The following is a 15,380-nucleotide window of genomic DNA, read 5'->3' as shown; positions in this document are numbered from 1 at the left end:
GCTGGGCAACCTGTTCACGTGATGGACATGAACGGTCGTCACCGGCCCCTTCGGTTAGCGTCTTCCCATGACCAGCGACACCCCGTCCTCCCTAGCCGAGGCCCTCGCCACCGGAACCGTCGTGCTCGACGGCGGCATGTCCAACCAGCTGGAGTCCGCCGGGCACGACCTGAGCGACGAGCTGTGGTCGGCGCGGCTGCTCGCCGAGCGGCCCGAGGCGATCACGGAGGCGCACCTCGCGTACTACGAGGCGGGTGCGGACGTGGCGATCACGTCGAGCTACCAGGCCACGTTCGAGGGGTTCGCGAAGCGCGGGATCGGGCGCGAGAAGGCGGCCGAACTGCTTTCCCTGAGCGTGGAGTTGGCGCGTGAGGCGGCACGGCAGGCGCAGGCCGAGGGGGTCACGCGGCCGCTCTGGGTGGCCGCGTCCGTCGGCCCGTACGGGGCGATGCTCGCGGACGGCTCCGAGTACCGGGGGCGGTACGGGCTGAGCGTCGACGAACTGGAGCGCTTCCACCGGCCCCGGCTGGAGGTGCTGGCCGCCGCCCGTCCCGACGTGCTGGCGCTGGAGACGGTGCCGGATTCCGACGAGGCGGGGGCGTTGCTGCGGGCGGTGCGTGGACTTGGCGTCCCCGCCTGGCTTTCGTACACGGTGGACGGTGATCGCACCCGTGCGGGGCAGTCGCTGGAGGAGGCCTTCGGGCTTGCCGCCGACGTGGACGAAGTGATCGCTGTCGGCGTCAATTGCTGTGCGCCGGAGGATGTCGACGGTGCGGTGCGGACTGCCGTCCGGGTCACTGGCAAACCGGTCGTCGTCTACCCCAACAGTGGGGAGGCCTGGGATGCGGAGGGTCGCACCTGGGCGGGGCGGTCTTCCTTCGCCGCCGAGCAGGTGTCCGGGTGGCGGGGCGCCGGGGCGCGGCTGATCGGTGGTTGCTGCCGGGTGGGGCCGGAGGCCATCGCGGGGATTGCCGGGGCGCTGGGTCGCTGAAGCGTTCGCCTTCTCGCCGTGGGGGTTCTGTGTGTCGCGGCTGCCGCTTGTCTGTGGTTGTTCGCGCCGTTCCCCGCGCCCCTTTCGGGACGCCGGCCCCGGCCCCCGGGAACCGGTTGCCGATGACCAGGAAGAGCCAGGACTGCGCTGCACGAGGCGGGCCTGGACGGACTCGGTGGCGGCAGTCCGGCGGTAGCCGCCCCCATGGTCACTGCCTGCGGACCGAGCCGGGCAGCCGCAGCCGGCGCACGACGGACCGCAGTTCCGTGCCGCGCATGGGCGTACCGTCGACCGGGACCGCTGCGGGCATCGACGGCGGGGTCCTGAGCGCGTCGGCCGTCCACAGGGCGATCTCGGCGTCCCGCGGCCCGTGGACCGTGCGGGGCTCGCCCGCGTCGAAGATCCGCACCGGATGCGTGGCGTCCCAGGGCTCCCAGCCGGGTTTCCCGTCGGCCGCGAACCGCACCCACGCCGCGTGCATGGCGTCGGCCAGTTCCTGGGGCGCGCCCTCACCTGCCAGTTTGCGCGATTCCGGGACATCGCCGGTGTCGAAGACGAACCCGAGCTCCAGGGCGTGGCAGGCACCGAGGTCGGGGAGGCTGGAGGGCCAGCCGAACTCGTACACGTACGAGGTGCCGGGGCGGGCGTCGGCCAGGCGGTGCAGCGGGAGGCGCAGCAGATGGTCGGTGACCATCTGGCCGACGATCTCGGCGGTGCCGGCCTCGGGGTGCAGGGTGCGGTAGCCGCGGGGCACCTCGGTGTTGCAGTGGCAGCGGGCCATGGCTCCGGCGAGGGCGACCGCGCCCAGGTGATCGACGCGTTCCAGGAGGCCGCCGGGGACGAGCCAGAGCCGGTACTCGTCGCTGGTCCAGCCCATCATCAGGTCGACGCCCCGCGCCGCGTCACCCTCGACGAGCGCCTCCAGCGGATCGCGCGGCACCAGGTCGCCGTCGACGACGATCCCGAAGGAGGGGCCGCCGAGCACCGGGCTGCTGAGTTTGCCCACGTCGGCCTGGGTGCGCAGGAGCAGGTCGCGGTCGACCTCGGCGAAGGCCGCGGCGGTGGCGGGGATCTTCAGGCGGGTGGCCATGCGGCGCACCATGCGCCGTACCTTGTCCCGTTCGAACGCCTCGGGCGGCCCGCTCTGCAGGACCGCCCGCCGTACCAGCCCCTGCGCCTGCGGGGCGGCCAGCAGGGCGCCGATGCTGATCGCCCCCGCGGACTGCCCGGCGACGGTGATCCGGTCGGGGTCTCCGCCGAAGGCCCCGATCGACTCGTGCACCCACTGGAGGGCGGCGAGCTGGTCGCGCAGACCGGGGTTGGCGGGGGCGTCCGGGAACAGTCCGTAGCCCTCGACGCCCAGCCGGTAGTTGATCGAGACCAGGACGACGCCGTCCCGGGCGAAGTTCCGTCCGTCGTAGACGGGCACCGCGGAGGATCCCCTGGTCAGGGCGCCGCCGTGCAGCCACACGAGAACGGGGAGCCGGGCCCCGGGGCCCGGCTCCGGCGTCCACACGTTCAGATTGAGGCAGTCGTCACCGGGGACGACCGGGTCGGACAGGTACTTCTCGAAGGCCTCGGAGTACGGCGGCTTCGGCGGCGTCGGCCCGAACGCGCCGGCGTCGCGCACTCCGTCCCAGGGTTCGGGCGGCACGGGCGGCCGGAACCTGCGGGGGCCGAAGGGGGGTGCGGCGTACGGGATGCCCCGGAACACCGCGATGCCGTGCTCGTACCGGCCTCGTACGGCCCCGTACGGTGTGTTCACCACCGGGTCTGCCTGGACTGCTGTCGTCATACGACCATCAGCCTCCTCACCGCGCCACTGCACCGGTAACAACAGAGCACCACAGATCGCTCCGGTATTCCGGTGCAGAGCGCGATTCACCGGCTACCTGGCGTACATCAGGGTGCCGAAGCCGAGCCGGTCCCCGCCGCCGCTGGTGGAGCCGTGGTCACCTCCTCCTCCCCCCGCCGCGTTCGAAGTTTCGAAAGTCTGAAACCGCGTGGACCTGAGAAGTCCGGCCCCTTCCCGACGTGATCGGGTGAACCTAGTGTAGGAAGCGCTTACTGTATCCGCGCTGGTCGAAGCTCTTCATGGCCCTCGGGCGGGCCGGAGAGGTGGTTCCCGATGGTCCGCACGGGGAGTGCGAGCGTGGCGGCCGGGCCGACGCTGGCGGTCGTGGCCCGCGAGGCGGGGGTCTCCGTGCCGACCGCGTCCAAGGTGGTCAACGGCCGGGAGGACGTGGCCCCGGAGACGCGTCGCCGCGTCACCGAGGCCCTGGACCGGCTCGGCTACGTCCGCAGACCCCGGTTCGACGCGGCGAAGGTGCCGGGGCTGGTCGACCTGGTCGTGCACTCGCTGGACAGTTCCTGGTCGGGGGCGGTGCTGCACGGTGCGGAGGCGGCGGCGCACGAGGTGGGTCTCGAGGTGGTCGTCTCGGCAGGACTCACCCGCACCCGTGGCGGACGCCCGGAGCGCGGCTGGCTGGACAAGCTCATCGCACGCGGTTCGTCCGGAGTGCTGTTCAACCTGGCCGAGCTGACGCCCTCGCAGTACGCTTGGCTGGACACCCACCGCATCCCGTACGTCCTGATCGACCCGGTCCTCGAACCGCCGCCGGGCGTGGTGTCGGTGGGCGCGGCGAACCGGCAGGGCGGGGTCGCCGCGACCGAGCACCTGCTCTCCCTCGGCCACGAACGCATCGCCGTCATCGCCGGCCACCAGCGCAAGATGTGCAGCAGCGCCCGGGTCGCCGGGTACCGCTCGGCGCTCGCGTCGGCGGGGGTGCGGCATCGGCCGGAGTACGTCCGGCACGCCGGCTTCGACGAGAGCGTCGCGCATCGGCGCATGCTGGACCTCCTGGACCTGCCCGAGCCGCCGACGGCGGTGTTCGTCTGCTCCGACCACATGGCCCTGGGGGTCTACCAGGCCCTGGCCGCACGGGGGTTGCGGGTGCCGGACGACATGAGCGTGGTGGGCTTCGACGACCTGCCCGAGTCGCGGTGGGTCGCTCCCGCGCTGACGACGATCCGGCAGCCGCTGGCCGAGATGGCGGGGGCGGCGTTGCGCTTGCTTGTGCGGATGATGGCGGGGGATCGCCTGGAGGGGACGCGTACGGAGTTGTCGACGCGACTGGTGGAGCGTTCCAGTACGGCGCGCCCCCGGCGGTAGCGTCACCGTGCGTCGTCGGTTGTCCGCGGCCTCGTCGTGGCCGGTCGCGACCCACGCGGCGGAGCCGCATATCGATGCAGCCCCACGCGCCCTGAAAGCCGCTGCCGCACAGGTGTTCCCTTGTGGTGGCCCTCTGCGTAGCCTCGGCCGGGATGAACGCCATTCCCGTGCATCTGGACCACCTGGTCCTCGCGACCCCCGAACTCGCCGCGACCGTGGCCGACTTCGCTCGACTCACCGGTGTGACGCCTGCACCCGGTGGTGCGCATGTGGGGTTCGGTACCCGCAATTACCTGGTCGCACTGGGCGGTTCCAGCTATCTGGAGATCATCGGGCCCGATCCGGAGCAGGCCGGACCGGAGGGCCCCCGCCCGTTCGACGTCGACCAGCTGGCCTCCGCGCGGACGGTGACCTGGGCGATCAGCCCGCCCGACCTGGACGCGGCGGTCGCGGCGGCGCGGGCGCGGGGATACGACCCCGGTCCGGTGCGCCCGATGAGCCGCCGTCGGCCGGACGGGACGCTGTTGGAATGGCGCCTGACCGATGGCGACACCGCGCATCCGTCCGGTCTCGTCCCCTTCCTGATCGACTGGGGGTCCTCGGCGCACCCGACATCGGGGGCTCTGCCCGCCACTCCCCTGCTCCGGCTGTCGGCCACCGCCCCGGACCCGGGCGAGATACGCCCGCTGCTGTCCGCCGTCGGGGCCGAGCTGGTCGTGACCGAGGGGCCGGTGGGTCTCTCGTTCACGGTGGACACGCCTCGCGGGCCGGTGACCTTCGGCTGAGGGTTCCGATTCCTTCAAGACCGGCCGCCGGGGTGCTGCCTACGGTGACGGCATGACTCCACGATTCGCCGTGGTCGGCCTGGTCGTCTCCGACATGGCCGCCGCGCTCGCCTTCTACCGTCGCCTCGGGCTCGTCTTCCCCGAGGGCTCCGAGGACCAGCCGCACGTCGAGGCCGAACTGCCCGGCGGGCTGACGCTCGCCCTGGATCCCGAGGAGACCGTCCGTTCCTTCCACCCCGCGTATCAGCCACCGGCCGGCGGCGGCCGGGTCTCGCTCGCCTTTAGGTGCGGGTCGCCCGCCGAGGTCGACTCCGTGTACGAGGACCTCGTGGGCGCCGGTTACCACGGCGAACTCAAGCCGTGGGACGCCTTCTGGGGCATGCGGTACGCGGTGGTGCACGACCCGGACGGCAACGGCGTCGACCTGTTCGCGCAGCTACCCGCGGCCGAGTAGCTGCCCGAGCCGCAGCCCCGCCAGCTCCTTCACGTCGCGGGCCAGATGCGCCTGGTCGGCGAACCCGGCCCGGGCGGCCGTCTCCGCGAACGGCACCCCTTCCCGGGCCAGCCCCAGAGCCCGCTGCAGCCGCAGCACCCGGGCCAGCATCTTGGGGCCGTAGCCGAAGGCCGCCAGGGAACGCCGGTGCAACTGGCGGGCGCCCAGGCCGAGTTCGTCGGCGGTGGCCGCGACCGGGCGGCCCTCGCCGAGGGCGGTCACGAGGTGCCGTAGCAGCGGGTCGGGGGGTTCGGTGTCGGCGGCCAGGCGCAGCGCGAGTTCCTCCAGGCCGCTTGCCGGTTCGGCGGCGGCGTTCACGCGGGCGGTGAGGCGGCGGACCTCCGCGGTCGGCCGCAGTTCGCTGAGCGCCACGCGTCGGTCGCGCAGCTCGTGCGCGGGCACGCCCAGCAGGGCGGGCGCGGTGCCGGGGGAGAAGCGGACGCCCACCCACACTCCGGGCTCGCCCGCGGTGACGTACGCATGCGTGTCGGGCCCCGCGACCAGCAGCCGGCCCCGGTGCCACAGCAGGTCCATGCAGCCGTCGGGCAGCACGCGGCCGGCTCCCGCCTCGGACGGGGTGTTCGTCCACACGACGGCCCCGGTCAGCCGGGACGCCCTCTCCGTGTACACGCACGGAAGGCTACGCCGTCCGCGTCCGAACGTCCTGCGGGCTCACGCCGTACGCCCGCTTGAAGCGCGCTGCCCTGGCCGCTAGCCGGGCGATCGCCCCCAGCACGCGTCCGGCGCCCACCCGACCACCCCGGTCAGCCGGGACACCCCTCCGTGCACACGCACGGAACGCTACGCCGTCCGCGTCCGAACGTCCTGCGGGCTCACGCCGTACACCCGCTTGAAGCGCGCTGCCCTGGCCGCCAGCCGGGCGATCGCCCCCAGCACGCGTCCGGCGCCCACCCGACCACCCCGGTCAGCCGGGACACCCCTCCGCGCACACGCACGGAACGCTACGCCGTCCGCATCCGATGCTCCTGCGGGCTCACGCCGTACACCCGCTTGAAGGCGCTGGACAGTGCGAAGGCGCTGCCGTAGCCGACCTGGCGGGCGATGGCCTCCAGGGTGTCGTCGGTGTCGCGCAGCCGGTCGGCGGCCAGGGCCAGGCGCCGGCCGGTCAGGTACGTCATCGGGGCCTCGCCCACGAGGCCGGTGAAGCGGCGGGCCAGGGCGGCCCGGGAGACTCCCGCCTTGGCCGCGAGCGAGGCCACCGTCCAGGGGTGGGCCGGATCGTCGTGGAGCAGGCGCACGACCCGCCCCACTACGGGGTCCGCCAGCGCCCGGTACCAGGCCGGTGCCGCCGCCTCCGGGCGGGCGAACCAGGCCCTGAGCGCCGCGATGACCAGCAGGTCGAGGAGGCGGTCCAGGACGACCTCCTGGCCCGGCTCGTCCCGCACGATCTCCTCCATGAGGAGCGGGGTGAGCGGGCAGTCCCACACCTCGGGCGTGAGGGACAGCAGCGGCGGGAGTGCGTCCAGCAGGCGCCCGCCGACCTCGCCGTGCCAGAGATAGGTGCCGATCAGCATCACGGCCGACCCGTCGAGCCGGTCGCCCCAGGTGCGCACGCCGAGGTCCATGACACCGTTGAGGGAACGCCCGTCGGGGTAGCGGCACTCGGCACCCGGCAGGATCAGCGCCTGCGGTTCGGTCTCGGGGTCGTCGGCACAGGTGTACGGGTCCGGGCCGCGCGCGATGGCGAGATCGCCGGGCCGCAGCAGCACCCTCCCCCAGCCTTCGGCCGGGGGGACCCCCATCTCGCTTCGCTCGCCCGCGTCCGGCGTGATCCACGCCTCGCCGCGGACCATCAGCATGACGCTGAGCGGGGCGCGGTCCTCGATCCGTACGCACCAGGGCGGTTCGAAACACGCCCGGATCATGAAGGCGCCCCGCGCGCGGGGCCCGTCGAGGAGACCTGCAAGGGGGTCCATGCCCTGAGCGTAGACGTCCGCACAGGGGAATGAGCCGTTCGGCGATGGGGTCTTGGGGCGTACGGCCCTTGACTGGAGGCATGGCTGAGAACGCAGCGAACACGCGGAACACGACAGTCGTGGTGACCAATGCCTCGGGGCGCACCGGGAGCCGCGTGGCACAGGCGGCGCGGGCGGCGGGGCTCGCGGTGCGGGCCGCCTCCCGCGCCCACGGTTTCCACTGGGAGGACCCGACGACCTGGGCGAAGACCCTGCGGGGCGCCGACGCGGCGTACCTGGTGCACCCGTCCGACGTCGGCGCCCCCGCGGCGGCCGAGAGCGTCGGGGCACTCGCCCGGGAGGTGGTCGGGCTCCGGGGGCGGCGGCTGGTGCTGCTGTCGGCGCGCGGCGAGCGCAGGCCCTGGCGACCGAGGAGGCGCTGAAGGCTTCGGGTGCGGACTGGACGGTGGTACGGGCCGCGTGGTTCGCGCAGCACTTCAGCGAGGGGCCGCTGGTGGAGGAGTTACGCAGGGGGAGCTGGCGTTTCCGGCCGGTGAGGTGCGGGAGCCGTTCGTCGATGTGCGGGACATCGCCGACGTGGTCGCTGTCGCGTTGACGGCCGGGGAGCGGTATGCCGGGCGGACGATGGAGTTGACCGGGCCGCGGCTGCTGTCCTTCCGTGAGGCGGTCGGGGAGATCTCCGCGGCGATCGGTACGACGGTTTCCTGTACGCCGGTGCCTGCGCGGGCTTACGGCGAGGCGCTGACCGGGTTCGGCGTGCCGGCCGAGGAGGGGGAATTCCTGGTGGGGGTGTTCGAGGGGCTGCTTGATGGGCGCAACGCGTATCTCACGGACGGGGTCCGGCAGGTGTGGGGGCCGGCGCCCCGGGACTTCGGGGAATGCGTGAGGGAGGCCGCGGCGGGGGCTTGGAAGGTTTGGCGGGGAGCGCCCTTGGGGTGCGGTCCGCGGCCCTTTCGGGCGCTTCAGGAACCGTCCGGTTTGTGGTGCGGGTGGGTGCTCTTCACATGCGTTCGCAGGCGGGACGTCACGTCCTCCGGCGGCAGGAAGCGGGACCAGCGTTCCGGGAACTCGGAGGGCATGTCCGGATCGGCCGGGTCGGTTTCGTGGCCGGCGGCCGCGCGGGCCACGTGTTCGGCCAGCTGCACCTCGCGCAGCCGCTCGTTCGCGGCACGGGCGGCGGCGGTCGCGGCGGCCGGCCAGACCCGGTCGATCGCGGCGTTGACCGCGGCCCCGACCAGGACGGCGAACGCGGACACACCGATCCACAGCAGTACGGCGACGGGCGCGGCGAGCGAGCCGTAGATGGTGGGGCCCTCGACCGTGCTGGTCAGGTAGATGCGCAGCAGGAAGCTGCCGAGCACCCACATCGCGAGGGCGACCAGGGCGCCGGGCACGTCCTCGATCCACGGGGAGCGGACGGGCACGGACACGTGGTACAGCGTGGTCAGGAACGCGATCGACAGGACGATGACGACAGGCCAGTACAGGACCTGTACGACGGTCGTCGACCACGGCACGACGTTCACCACCGCGTCCGGCCCGGCCACCATCAGCGGCAGCGCGACCGAGCCGATCAGCAGGGCCACGATGAACAGCGCGAAGGACAGCAAGCGGGTCTTGACGATGCCGCGGACACCGTCGAGGCCGTACATCACGGTGATCGTGTCGATGAAGACGTTCACCGCGCGGGAGCCCGACCACAGGGCGAACAGGAAGCCGATGGAGATGACGTCGGGCCGGCCGCCCTTCATGACGTCGTGCAGGATCGGCTGCGCGATCTCCGAGACGCCCTTGTCGGACAGGACGGTGCGGGACGCCTCCAGGATGTTGTTCTCCAGGCTCGCGATGGAGTGCGCGCCGGTCCAGTCGTCGACGTAGCCGAGCAGGCCGATCAGGCTCAGCAGCAGGGGCGGCACGGACAGCAGCGTGAAGAACGCGGCCTCGGCCGCGAGGCCCAGGATGCGGTACTCCATGCACGAGTTGACGGTGTCCTTGAGCAGCAGCCAGGCAGTCCTGCGCTTCGAGACGTTCCGATAGAGGGCACGTGCCCGGTGGAGACGCCCGGAGGGGCTCTGCGGCGATTCACTTGCTGACTGCACGTCCTAACGGTATCCGCCGCGGCCGAGTGCACTCATCCCCCGGGCCCCGGCGCACGGTGTGCCGGGAGGGCCGGCCGGCGGACGCGCCGGATCCGGCACCGGCGGCGATGGCCCGGCCGGCCTGAATCTCCAGCGCCCCCGCCGCCCCTGCCCGTCCCGTCCCAGGGGCTCCGCCCCTTCGCCCCCGCCAGGGGGCTCCGCCCCCCTGGACCCCCGATCGGCCTGAACGGCCTCGTCCTCAGACGCCGGACGGGCTGAAAGAAGCCGACCCGCGCCGGAATCCCGCCCCGGGGCCAGCCCAGGCGGGTGGCCCCGGGGCACTGAAAGAGAGTCCCCGCCCCGCGAACATCAGCCCCTCCGGCGTTCGAAGAGCGGGGGTACGGCAGTGCACGGTACGCAGTCCCCGCCGGGGTCGAAGGGGCAGAGCCCCTGGGGACGGGACGGGTAGGGGCGGCGGGGGCGAGTAGCGACCGGCCCGCGGTCGAGGACCGTGCGTGACCGCCGCCCCGCCCCGGGGTACTTTCGCCGCATGGCAGGCACCACGCACACCGTGACCAACCAGCCCCCGCCCCTGACCGACTACGACCTCTTCGGCGCCGACCGTGCCCTCACCGCGGCCGTCGAACGGCACCTGGACCCCGAGCTGCTCGACGAGGCGCGCGGCGACCTGACCGCCCTCGGCCGGGCCTCCGGTTCGGCGCAGCTTCAGGAGTGGGCGGTCCAGGCCAACGAGAACCCGCCCCGGCTGCGCACCCACGACCGCCACGGCCACCGTATCGACGAGGTCGACTTCCACCCCGCGTGGCACCGCCTGCTCGGCAAGGGTGTCGCGGCGGGGCTGACGGCGGCCTGGGTCCGGCCCGGCGGCCATGTCCGCAGAGCCGCCGCGTTCCTGGTGTGGACGCAGGTCGAGGCCGGGAACCTCTGCCCCCTGTCGATGACCCACGCGGCCGTCCCCGCCCTGCGCACCGACCCGGCCCTGGCCGCCGAGTGGGAGCCGCGGCTCACGTCCATGGTCTACGACCGGGAGCTGCGGCCCGCCCGCCTCAAGGCCGGGGCGCTGTTCGGGATGGGCATGACGGAGAAGCAGGGCGGCAGTGACGTACGCGCCAATACGACGACTGCACGGCCCCTCACCGAGGAGGGAACATACGAGCTCACCGGGCACAAGTGGTTCTGCTCGGCCCCGATGTCCGACGGATTTCTGGTGCTCGCCCAGGCTCCGGAAGGGCTCACCTGCTTCCTCGTGCCCCGCGTCCTGGAGGACGGCTCCCGCAACGTCTTTCTGATCCAGCGGCTCAAGGACAAGCTCGGCAACCGCTCCAACGCCTCCGCCGAGGTCGAGTTCGACGGCACCTGGGCCCGCCGGGTCGGCGAGGAGGGGCGCGGGGTGCGGACCATCATCGACATGGTGGCGGCGACCCGGCTGGACTGCGTGCTGGGCTCGGCGGGTCTGATGCGGCAGGCGGTCGCGCAGGCCGTGCACCACTGCACCTACCGGGAGGCGTTCGGCGCGAAGCTGGTCGACAAGCCGCTGATGCGCAACGTCCTGGCCGACCTCGCGCTGGAGTCGGAGGCGGCGACCACGCTCGCGCTGCGTCTCGCCGCCGCCTACGACGACGGAAGCGAGCAGGAGCGCGCGCTGCTGCGGATCGCCGTGCCGGCCGCCAAGTACTGGGTGACCAAGCGCTGTGCGCCGGTCGCGGTCGAGGCCGCCGAGTGCCTGGGCGGCAACGGGTACGTCGAGGAGTCGGGGCTGCCCCGGCTGGTGCGCGAGTCGCCGCTCAACTCGATCTGGGAGGGCGCGGGCAATGTGCAGGCGCTGGACGTGCTGCGCGCCCTGCGGCGCGAGCCGCAGGCCCTCAACGCCTACCTCCAGGAGGTCGGCAGGGCCCGCGGCGCCGACCACCGCCTGGACGGCGCGATCAAGGACCTGCTGACCGAGCTGGCCGACCTGGACGGGATCGAGGGTCGGGCCCGGCGGCTGACGGAGCGGCTCGCGCTGGTGCTCCAGGGTTCGCTGCTCGTCCGGTTCGCCCCGCCGGAGATCGCCGATGCCTTCTGCGCCGCACGGCTGGGCGGCGACGCGGGCGCGGCCTTCGGCACGCTGCCCCACACGCTGGACCTGGCGTCGGTGGTCGAGCGGGCCCGACCGGTGTCCTGACCTGGGCTCATGTCGTACGGGGGTGGTGCTGCGCCGACACGGCACCACCCCCGCCCAACCAGGCCCGTTCGAGGCCACGAACGCCGCTCGGGACGGCGTTGCTCAATATTCAATCAAGCAGGAGCCGGTCCACCAGGGTTGCAAGGGGTTGCAACTTGTTGCTGTCTGCGGCTGGACTGGGCCCGTCCGCCGGGAACGGACGGCACTATGGACGGACAGTACGGACGACTCCGGCTCCGTGGCCGAATCGCAACGGGAAACCGGTTGTCCCGAGCCCTTGTTCCGGGAGGCCCCGTGGTGCACCCGCCGACGGACGTTGCGCAGCTCGCCGTGGTCGACACGGCACGCGCGGCGCGGGTACTCAGCGAGGTCCGCGCCGCCAGGCTCTCCGGGCAGCGCACCGCCGTCGCGCCGCGCCCGGTGATCGAGCAGTCCTGGGGGCGCATGCTGCGCAGTGGCATCGACCCCGAACGCGACCAGCGCTCCGGGCTGCTGCCCTCCGACGAGGTGCGGCGGCGCCGGGAGAGCACGACGCTGCGGCACGTCCTGCCGGTGCTGCGGGAAGGGCTGCTGTCGGTCGCGGACGTCGCCCACCACATCATGGTGGTCGCCGACGCGGACGGCCGGGTGCTGTGGCGCGAGGGCAGCCCGGCCGTGCTGCGCAAGGCGGACGGGCTCGGCTTCGAACTGGGCGCCGACTGGCGGGAGGACGTCGTCGGCACGAACGGCATCGGCACCCCGGCGGTGGTGCGCCGGCCCGTGCAGGTCTTCGCCTCCGAGCACTTCGTGCGCTCGCAGACCTCCTGGACCTGTACCGGCGCGCCCCTCACCGACCCGCGCGACGGCCGGCTGATCGGTGTCGTGGACGTCAGCGGACCGCTGGAGACGATGCACCCGGCCACGCTCGCCTGGGTGGACTCGGTGGCCAAGCTGGCCGAGGCCCGGCTGCGCGAGCTGCATCTGACCTCGCTGGAGCGGCTGCGCGCGGTGGCCGCGCCGGTGCTGGCCCGGGTGGGCGGCCGGGCCGTGGCGGTGGACCGGGACGGCTGGACCGCGGCGGTGACCGGGATGCCGTACACCGGCCGGATCGTCCTGCCCAAGTCGCTGACAGCGGGCCGTCGGTGGCTGCCGCCGCTCGGGCTGTGCTCGGTGGAGCCGCTGGCCGAGGGCTGGCTGATCCGGGCCACGGACGAGCCGGTGCCGCGCGGCGCCACGCGGATCGTGCTGGACCTGACGCAGTCGCGCCGCTGGTCGGTCACGGTGTCCGGGTCCGCGGGCTCCTGGAGCCATGAACTCAGCCCCCGGCACGCCGAATTGCTGTATCTGCTCGCCCTGCACCGCGGCGGCAGCAGCGCGGCGGGCCTGGCCGAGGAGATGTTCGGGGACCCGGCCCGTACGGTGACGGTGCGCGCCGAGATGTCCCGAGTACGGCGCTATCTCGGCGGGTTGCTGGAGCACCGGCCGTACCGCTTCGCGGAGGACGCGGAGGTGGAGCTGCTCCTGCCGGCCGACCCGCACGATCTGCTGCCGCAGTCGACGGCACCGGCGGTGGCCAACGCACGGCAGCCGGCCGACATGCCCTGAGCGTGTCCGACACATACCCCTCAGTGACCACACGGCCGTATCTTCCGCATATTTGCACGGTCTTCGTGCCCTACCGCCCCGGACTGCCGTAGCATCCCTCTACGGGCCACCCCACCTGCTCCTTTGGTCAACACACGGACCAATGGCCGCAGTTGGCCCGCCTCGGGAGGACGTATGAAGCAACGTGGCCGACACCGCAGGCAGAAGCGGGGCCGCGCGCTGCGCGCCTTCCTCGCCGGTACCGCCCTCGCACTCACCGCCGCCGCCACCATGATCAGCGCCTCGCAGGCCACGGTCGGTGACCGGCCCGGAGCCCTGAAGGCGCTCGCCGCTTCCGAGCGGACGACCGGGCTGCGGCTCCAGGAGCGGCTGGTTCCGCGCAGCACCCTCGACCGGCTCGCCGCCGCCATGGGCAGGCCCGTCGGCGTGAGCACCGTCCTCGACGACGCCGACCACTCCCTGCTCGGCGCCGCCGACTGTACGACCGGCGAGCGCACGGCGCTGCCCGTGGCGCCCGCGGCCACCCGCGCGTACTGCTGGGACGCCGCCGACACCCGCGGCTGGCGGGCCGGCGCGGTCACCACCTCCGGGGACGCGGACGACGACGGCCACTGGGGCGAGCACCGCGTGATCCTCTCCGGCTGGACCCACCAGGCGGGCAGGTCGGCGAAGCCGGGCCTCGCCCGGGTCGCCTTCGTCGACGCGAGCGACCCCGACCGCCTCACCTACGCCTGGGCGACCCTCGCCGTCCCCGTCGACGGCGGCCGCGACTACCGCGGGCTCACCTCCCCCGTCTCCGGCATGGTCTGGTACCAGGGCAAGCTCCTGGTGACCGCCGCCGACGGCCTGTACGTGTACGACATGCACCGCATCCAGCGGGCCACCGTCGACAGCGGCGCGGTCGGCAGGGTGCGCGGCGGCTGGGCGGCGTACGGCGCGCGGTACGTCCTGCCGGCCGTCGGCTCGTACCGGCTCACCGGTGGGAGCGCCGCCCGCCCGGCGGCGATCTCGCTCGACCGCAGCACCGCCCCCGACAGCCTCGTGGCGAGCGAGTGGGTCCCCGCGGACAGCGGCCGGCACACCCGGCTGTGGCGTTACGCGTTCAGCAGCGACCCGATCCGCGCCGGCCTGCTGGCCACCGACGCCGCGGGACGCGCGACCGCGACCGAGGCGTACGAGACGAAGACGGCCGGCGTCGGCGGGGTCCTGTCGTACGGGTCACAGTGGTACCTGGCCCGCGCGGCGGACACCGCGGACGGCCACGGCACCCTGTGGCGGCAGAACGCGCGCGACGCGAAGGCCACGCGGTGCGGCTCGGACGGGACGAACCGCTGCTGGACCGGACCCTCCGGGTCCCTCTCCTATTGGGAGGAGACCGGTGAGGTGTGGTCGCAGGCCGGGCGGATGTTGTATGCGTTGCCGCTGAGGTCGATCGATGGGGCCCTGGGCTAGTCGGGCCGGGTTGTCGTTCGTCTGCGGCCGCGTCGCGGCTGGTCGCGATCGACAGATCTGTGGGCCGGATGATTCCCTGACCGGCATGACCAACATTCCCGTGACCACCTGGTCCCTGGAGCAGACCGCGCCGACCGATCTGCTTCCGGCCGCCGCGCCGGAAGGGGACGTGCGGATCGTTCGTTCCGAGGTGCCCTCGCCCGAGTTCAGCCGGTTCCTGTACGCGTCCGTCGGCGGCGACATCCGCTGGATCGACCGGCTGGGCTGGACGTATGCGCGGTGGCAGGAGCACCTGGACCGGCCGGGTGTGGAGACATGGGTTGCGTACGACCGGGGAACGCCGGCGGGATACGTCGAACTGGACCCGCAGGACGACGGGGTCGTGGAGATCGTCTACTTCGGTCTGGTGCCGGCCTTCCGGGGGCGGCGGATCGGCGGGCACCTGCTGTCGTACGGCGCCGCCCGCGCCTGGGACCTCGCGGAGCGCTGGCCCGGACTGGCGCAGACGAAGCGGGTCTGGCTGCATACGTGCAGCCTGGACGGGGAGCACGCCATGGACAACTATCTGCGCCGGGGCTTCAGGCTCTTCGACACCAAGGTCGAGGAGCAGGCGGAGGTGGCCGCGCCGGGCCCGTGGCCTGAGGCATACCGCGCCTGACCTGCACGGACAAGACCGGCCGCAGCCAATGTGATCGACGACACC

12 protein-coding genes and 1 pseudogene are annotated in these 15,380 nt (G+C 73.2%); 9 read left to right on the top strand and 4 right to left on the bottom strand.

Translation table 11 applies throughout. The features are described from left to right. The first annotated feature begins 67 nt into the window (after positions 1-67). Positions 68-991, top strand: coding sequence for a homocysteine S-methyltransferase (gene mmuM, locus ACWC1K_RS07250; protein WP_450829255.1), 924 nt, complete (start codon positions 68-70; stop codon positions 989-991). A 208-nt stretch (positions 992-1,199) separates the two neighbouring features. On the opposite strand, the gene ACWC1K_RS07245 is transcribed toward mmuM, so the two are convergent. Then, positions 1,200-2,786 carry a carboxylesterase/lipase family protein gene (locus tag ACWC1K_RS07245; RefSeq protein WP_450829254.1) on the bottom strand — a complete coding sequence of 529 codons (1,587 nt, stop codon included), beginning with the start codon at positions 2,784-2,786 and terminating at the stop codon, positions 1,200-1,202. Between the two features lie 333 nt (positions 2,787-3,119). On the opposite strand from ACWC1K_RS07245, the gene ACWC1K_RS07240 reads away from it, so the two are divergent. From ACWC1K_RS07240 to ACWC1K_RS07230, 3 genes are all read left to right on the top strand, one after another. Continuing rightward, positions 3,120-4,163, top strand: coding sequence for a LacI family DNA-binding transcriptional regulator (locus tag ACWC1K_RS07240; RefSeq protein ID WP_450829253.1), 1,044 nt, complete (start codon positions 3,120-3,122; stop codon positions 4,161-4,163). 152 nt (positions 4,164-4,315) lie between these two features. Further along, positions 4,316-4,948, top strand: a complete 633-nt coding sequence (locus ACWC1K_RS07235; protein WP_450829252.1) for a VOC family protein — start codon at positions 4,316-4,318, stop codon at positions 4,946-4,948. Between the two features lie 52 nt (positions 4,949-5,000). Continuing rightward, positions 5,001-5,402, top strand: coding sequence for a VOC family protein (locus ACWC1K_RS07230; RefSeq protein ID WP_450829251.1), 402 nt, complete (start codon positions 5,001-5,003; stop codon positions 5,400-5,402). Here ACWC1K_RS07230 and ACWC1K_RS07225 read toward each other — a convergent pair. Further along, positions 5,385-6,071, bottom strand: coding sequence for a DUF6597 domain-containing transcriptional factor (locus ACWC1K_RS07225; RefSeq protein WP_450829250.1), 687 nt, complete (start codon positions 6,069-6,071; stop codon positions 5,385-5,387). The two genes, ACWC1K_RS07230 and ACWC1K_RS07225, sit on opposite strands and share 18 nt — an antisense overlap. Positions 6,072-6,403: 332 nt before the next feature. Then, a complete protein-coding gene (locus ACWC1K_RS07220; RefSeq protein ID WP_450829249.1) occupies positions 6,404-7,378 on the bottom strand; it encodes a cupin domain-containing protein in 975 nt (324 codons plus the stop codon). A gap of 80 nt (positions 7,379-7,458) precedes the next feature. Here ACWC1K_RS07220 and ACWC1K_RS07215 point away from each other — a divergent pair. Continuing rightward, positions 7,459-8,290 (top strand): annotated as a pseudogene (locus tag ACWC1K_RS07215) (NmrA family transcriptional regulator); the annotation flags it as partial. A 50-nt stretch (positions 8,291-8,340) separates the two neighbouring features. Here the strand turns inward: ACWC1K_RS07215 and ACWC1K_RS07210 are convergent. After that, positions 8,341-9,477 carry a YihY/virulence factor BrkB family protein gene (locus ACWC1K_RS07210; protein WP_450829248.1) on the bottom strand — a complete coding sequence of 379 codons (1,137 nt, stop codon included), beginning with the start codon at positions 9,475-9,477 and terminating at the stop codon, positions 8,341-8,343. A 529-nt stretch (positions 9,478-10,006) separates the two neighbouring features. On the opposite strand from ACWC1K_RS07210, the gene ACWC1K_RS07205 reads away from it, so the two are divergent. The 4 genes from ACWC1K_RS07205 (at position 10,007) to ACWC1K_RS07190 (ending at position 15,335) form a co-directional block, all read left to right on the top strand. Next, entirely contained in the window at positions 10,007-11,641 is a 1,635-nt protein-coding gene (locus tag ACWC1K_RS07205; RefSeq protein ID WP_450829247.1) for an acyl-CoA dehydrogenase family protein, read from the top strand. A 294-nt stretch (positions 11,642-11,935) separates the two neighbouring features. Continuing rightward, a complete protein-coding gene (locus ACWC1K_RS07200; RefSeq protein ID WP_450829246.1) occupies positions 11,936-13,225 on the top strand; it encodes a GAF domain-containing protein in 1,290 nt (429 codons plus the stop codon). Between the two features lie 174 nt (positions 13,226-13,399). Beyond that, a complete protein-coding gene (locus ACWC1K_RS07195) occupies positions 13,400-14,677 on the top strand; it encodes a hypothetical protein (protein WP_450829245.1) in 1,278 nt (425 codons plus the stop codon). 85 nt (positions 14,678-14,762) lie between these two features. After that, entirely contained in the window at positions 14,763-15,335 is a 573-nt protein-coding gene (locus ACWC1K_RS07190) for a GNAT family N-acetyltransferase (protein ID WP_450829244.1), read from the top strand. Positions 15,336-15,380 lie beyond the last annotated feature (45 nt).

The organism is Streptomyces sp. NPDC001492 (assembly GCF_053597275.1).
Note: the sequence above shows the minus strand (reverse complement) of the source record. Positions and strands in the feature narration are given on the sequence as shown.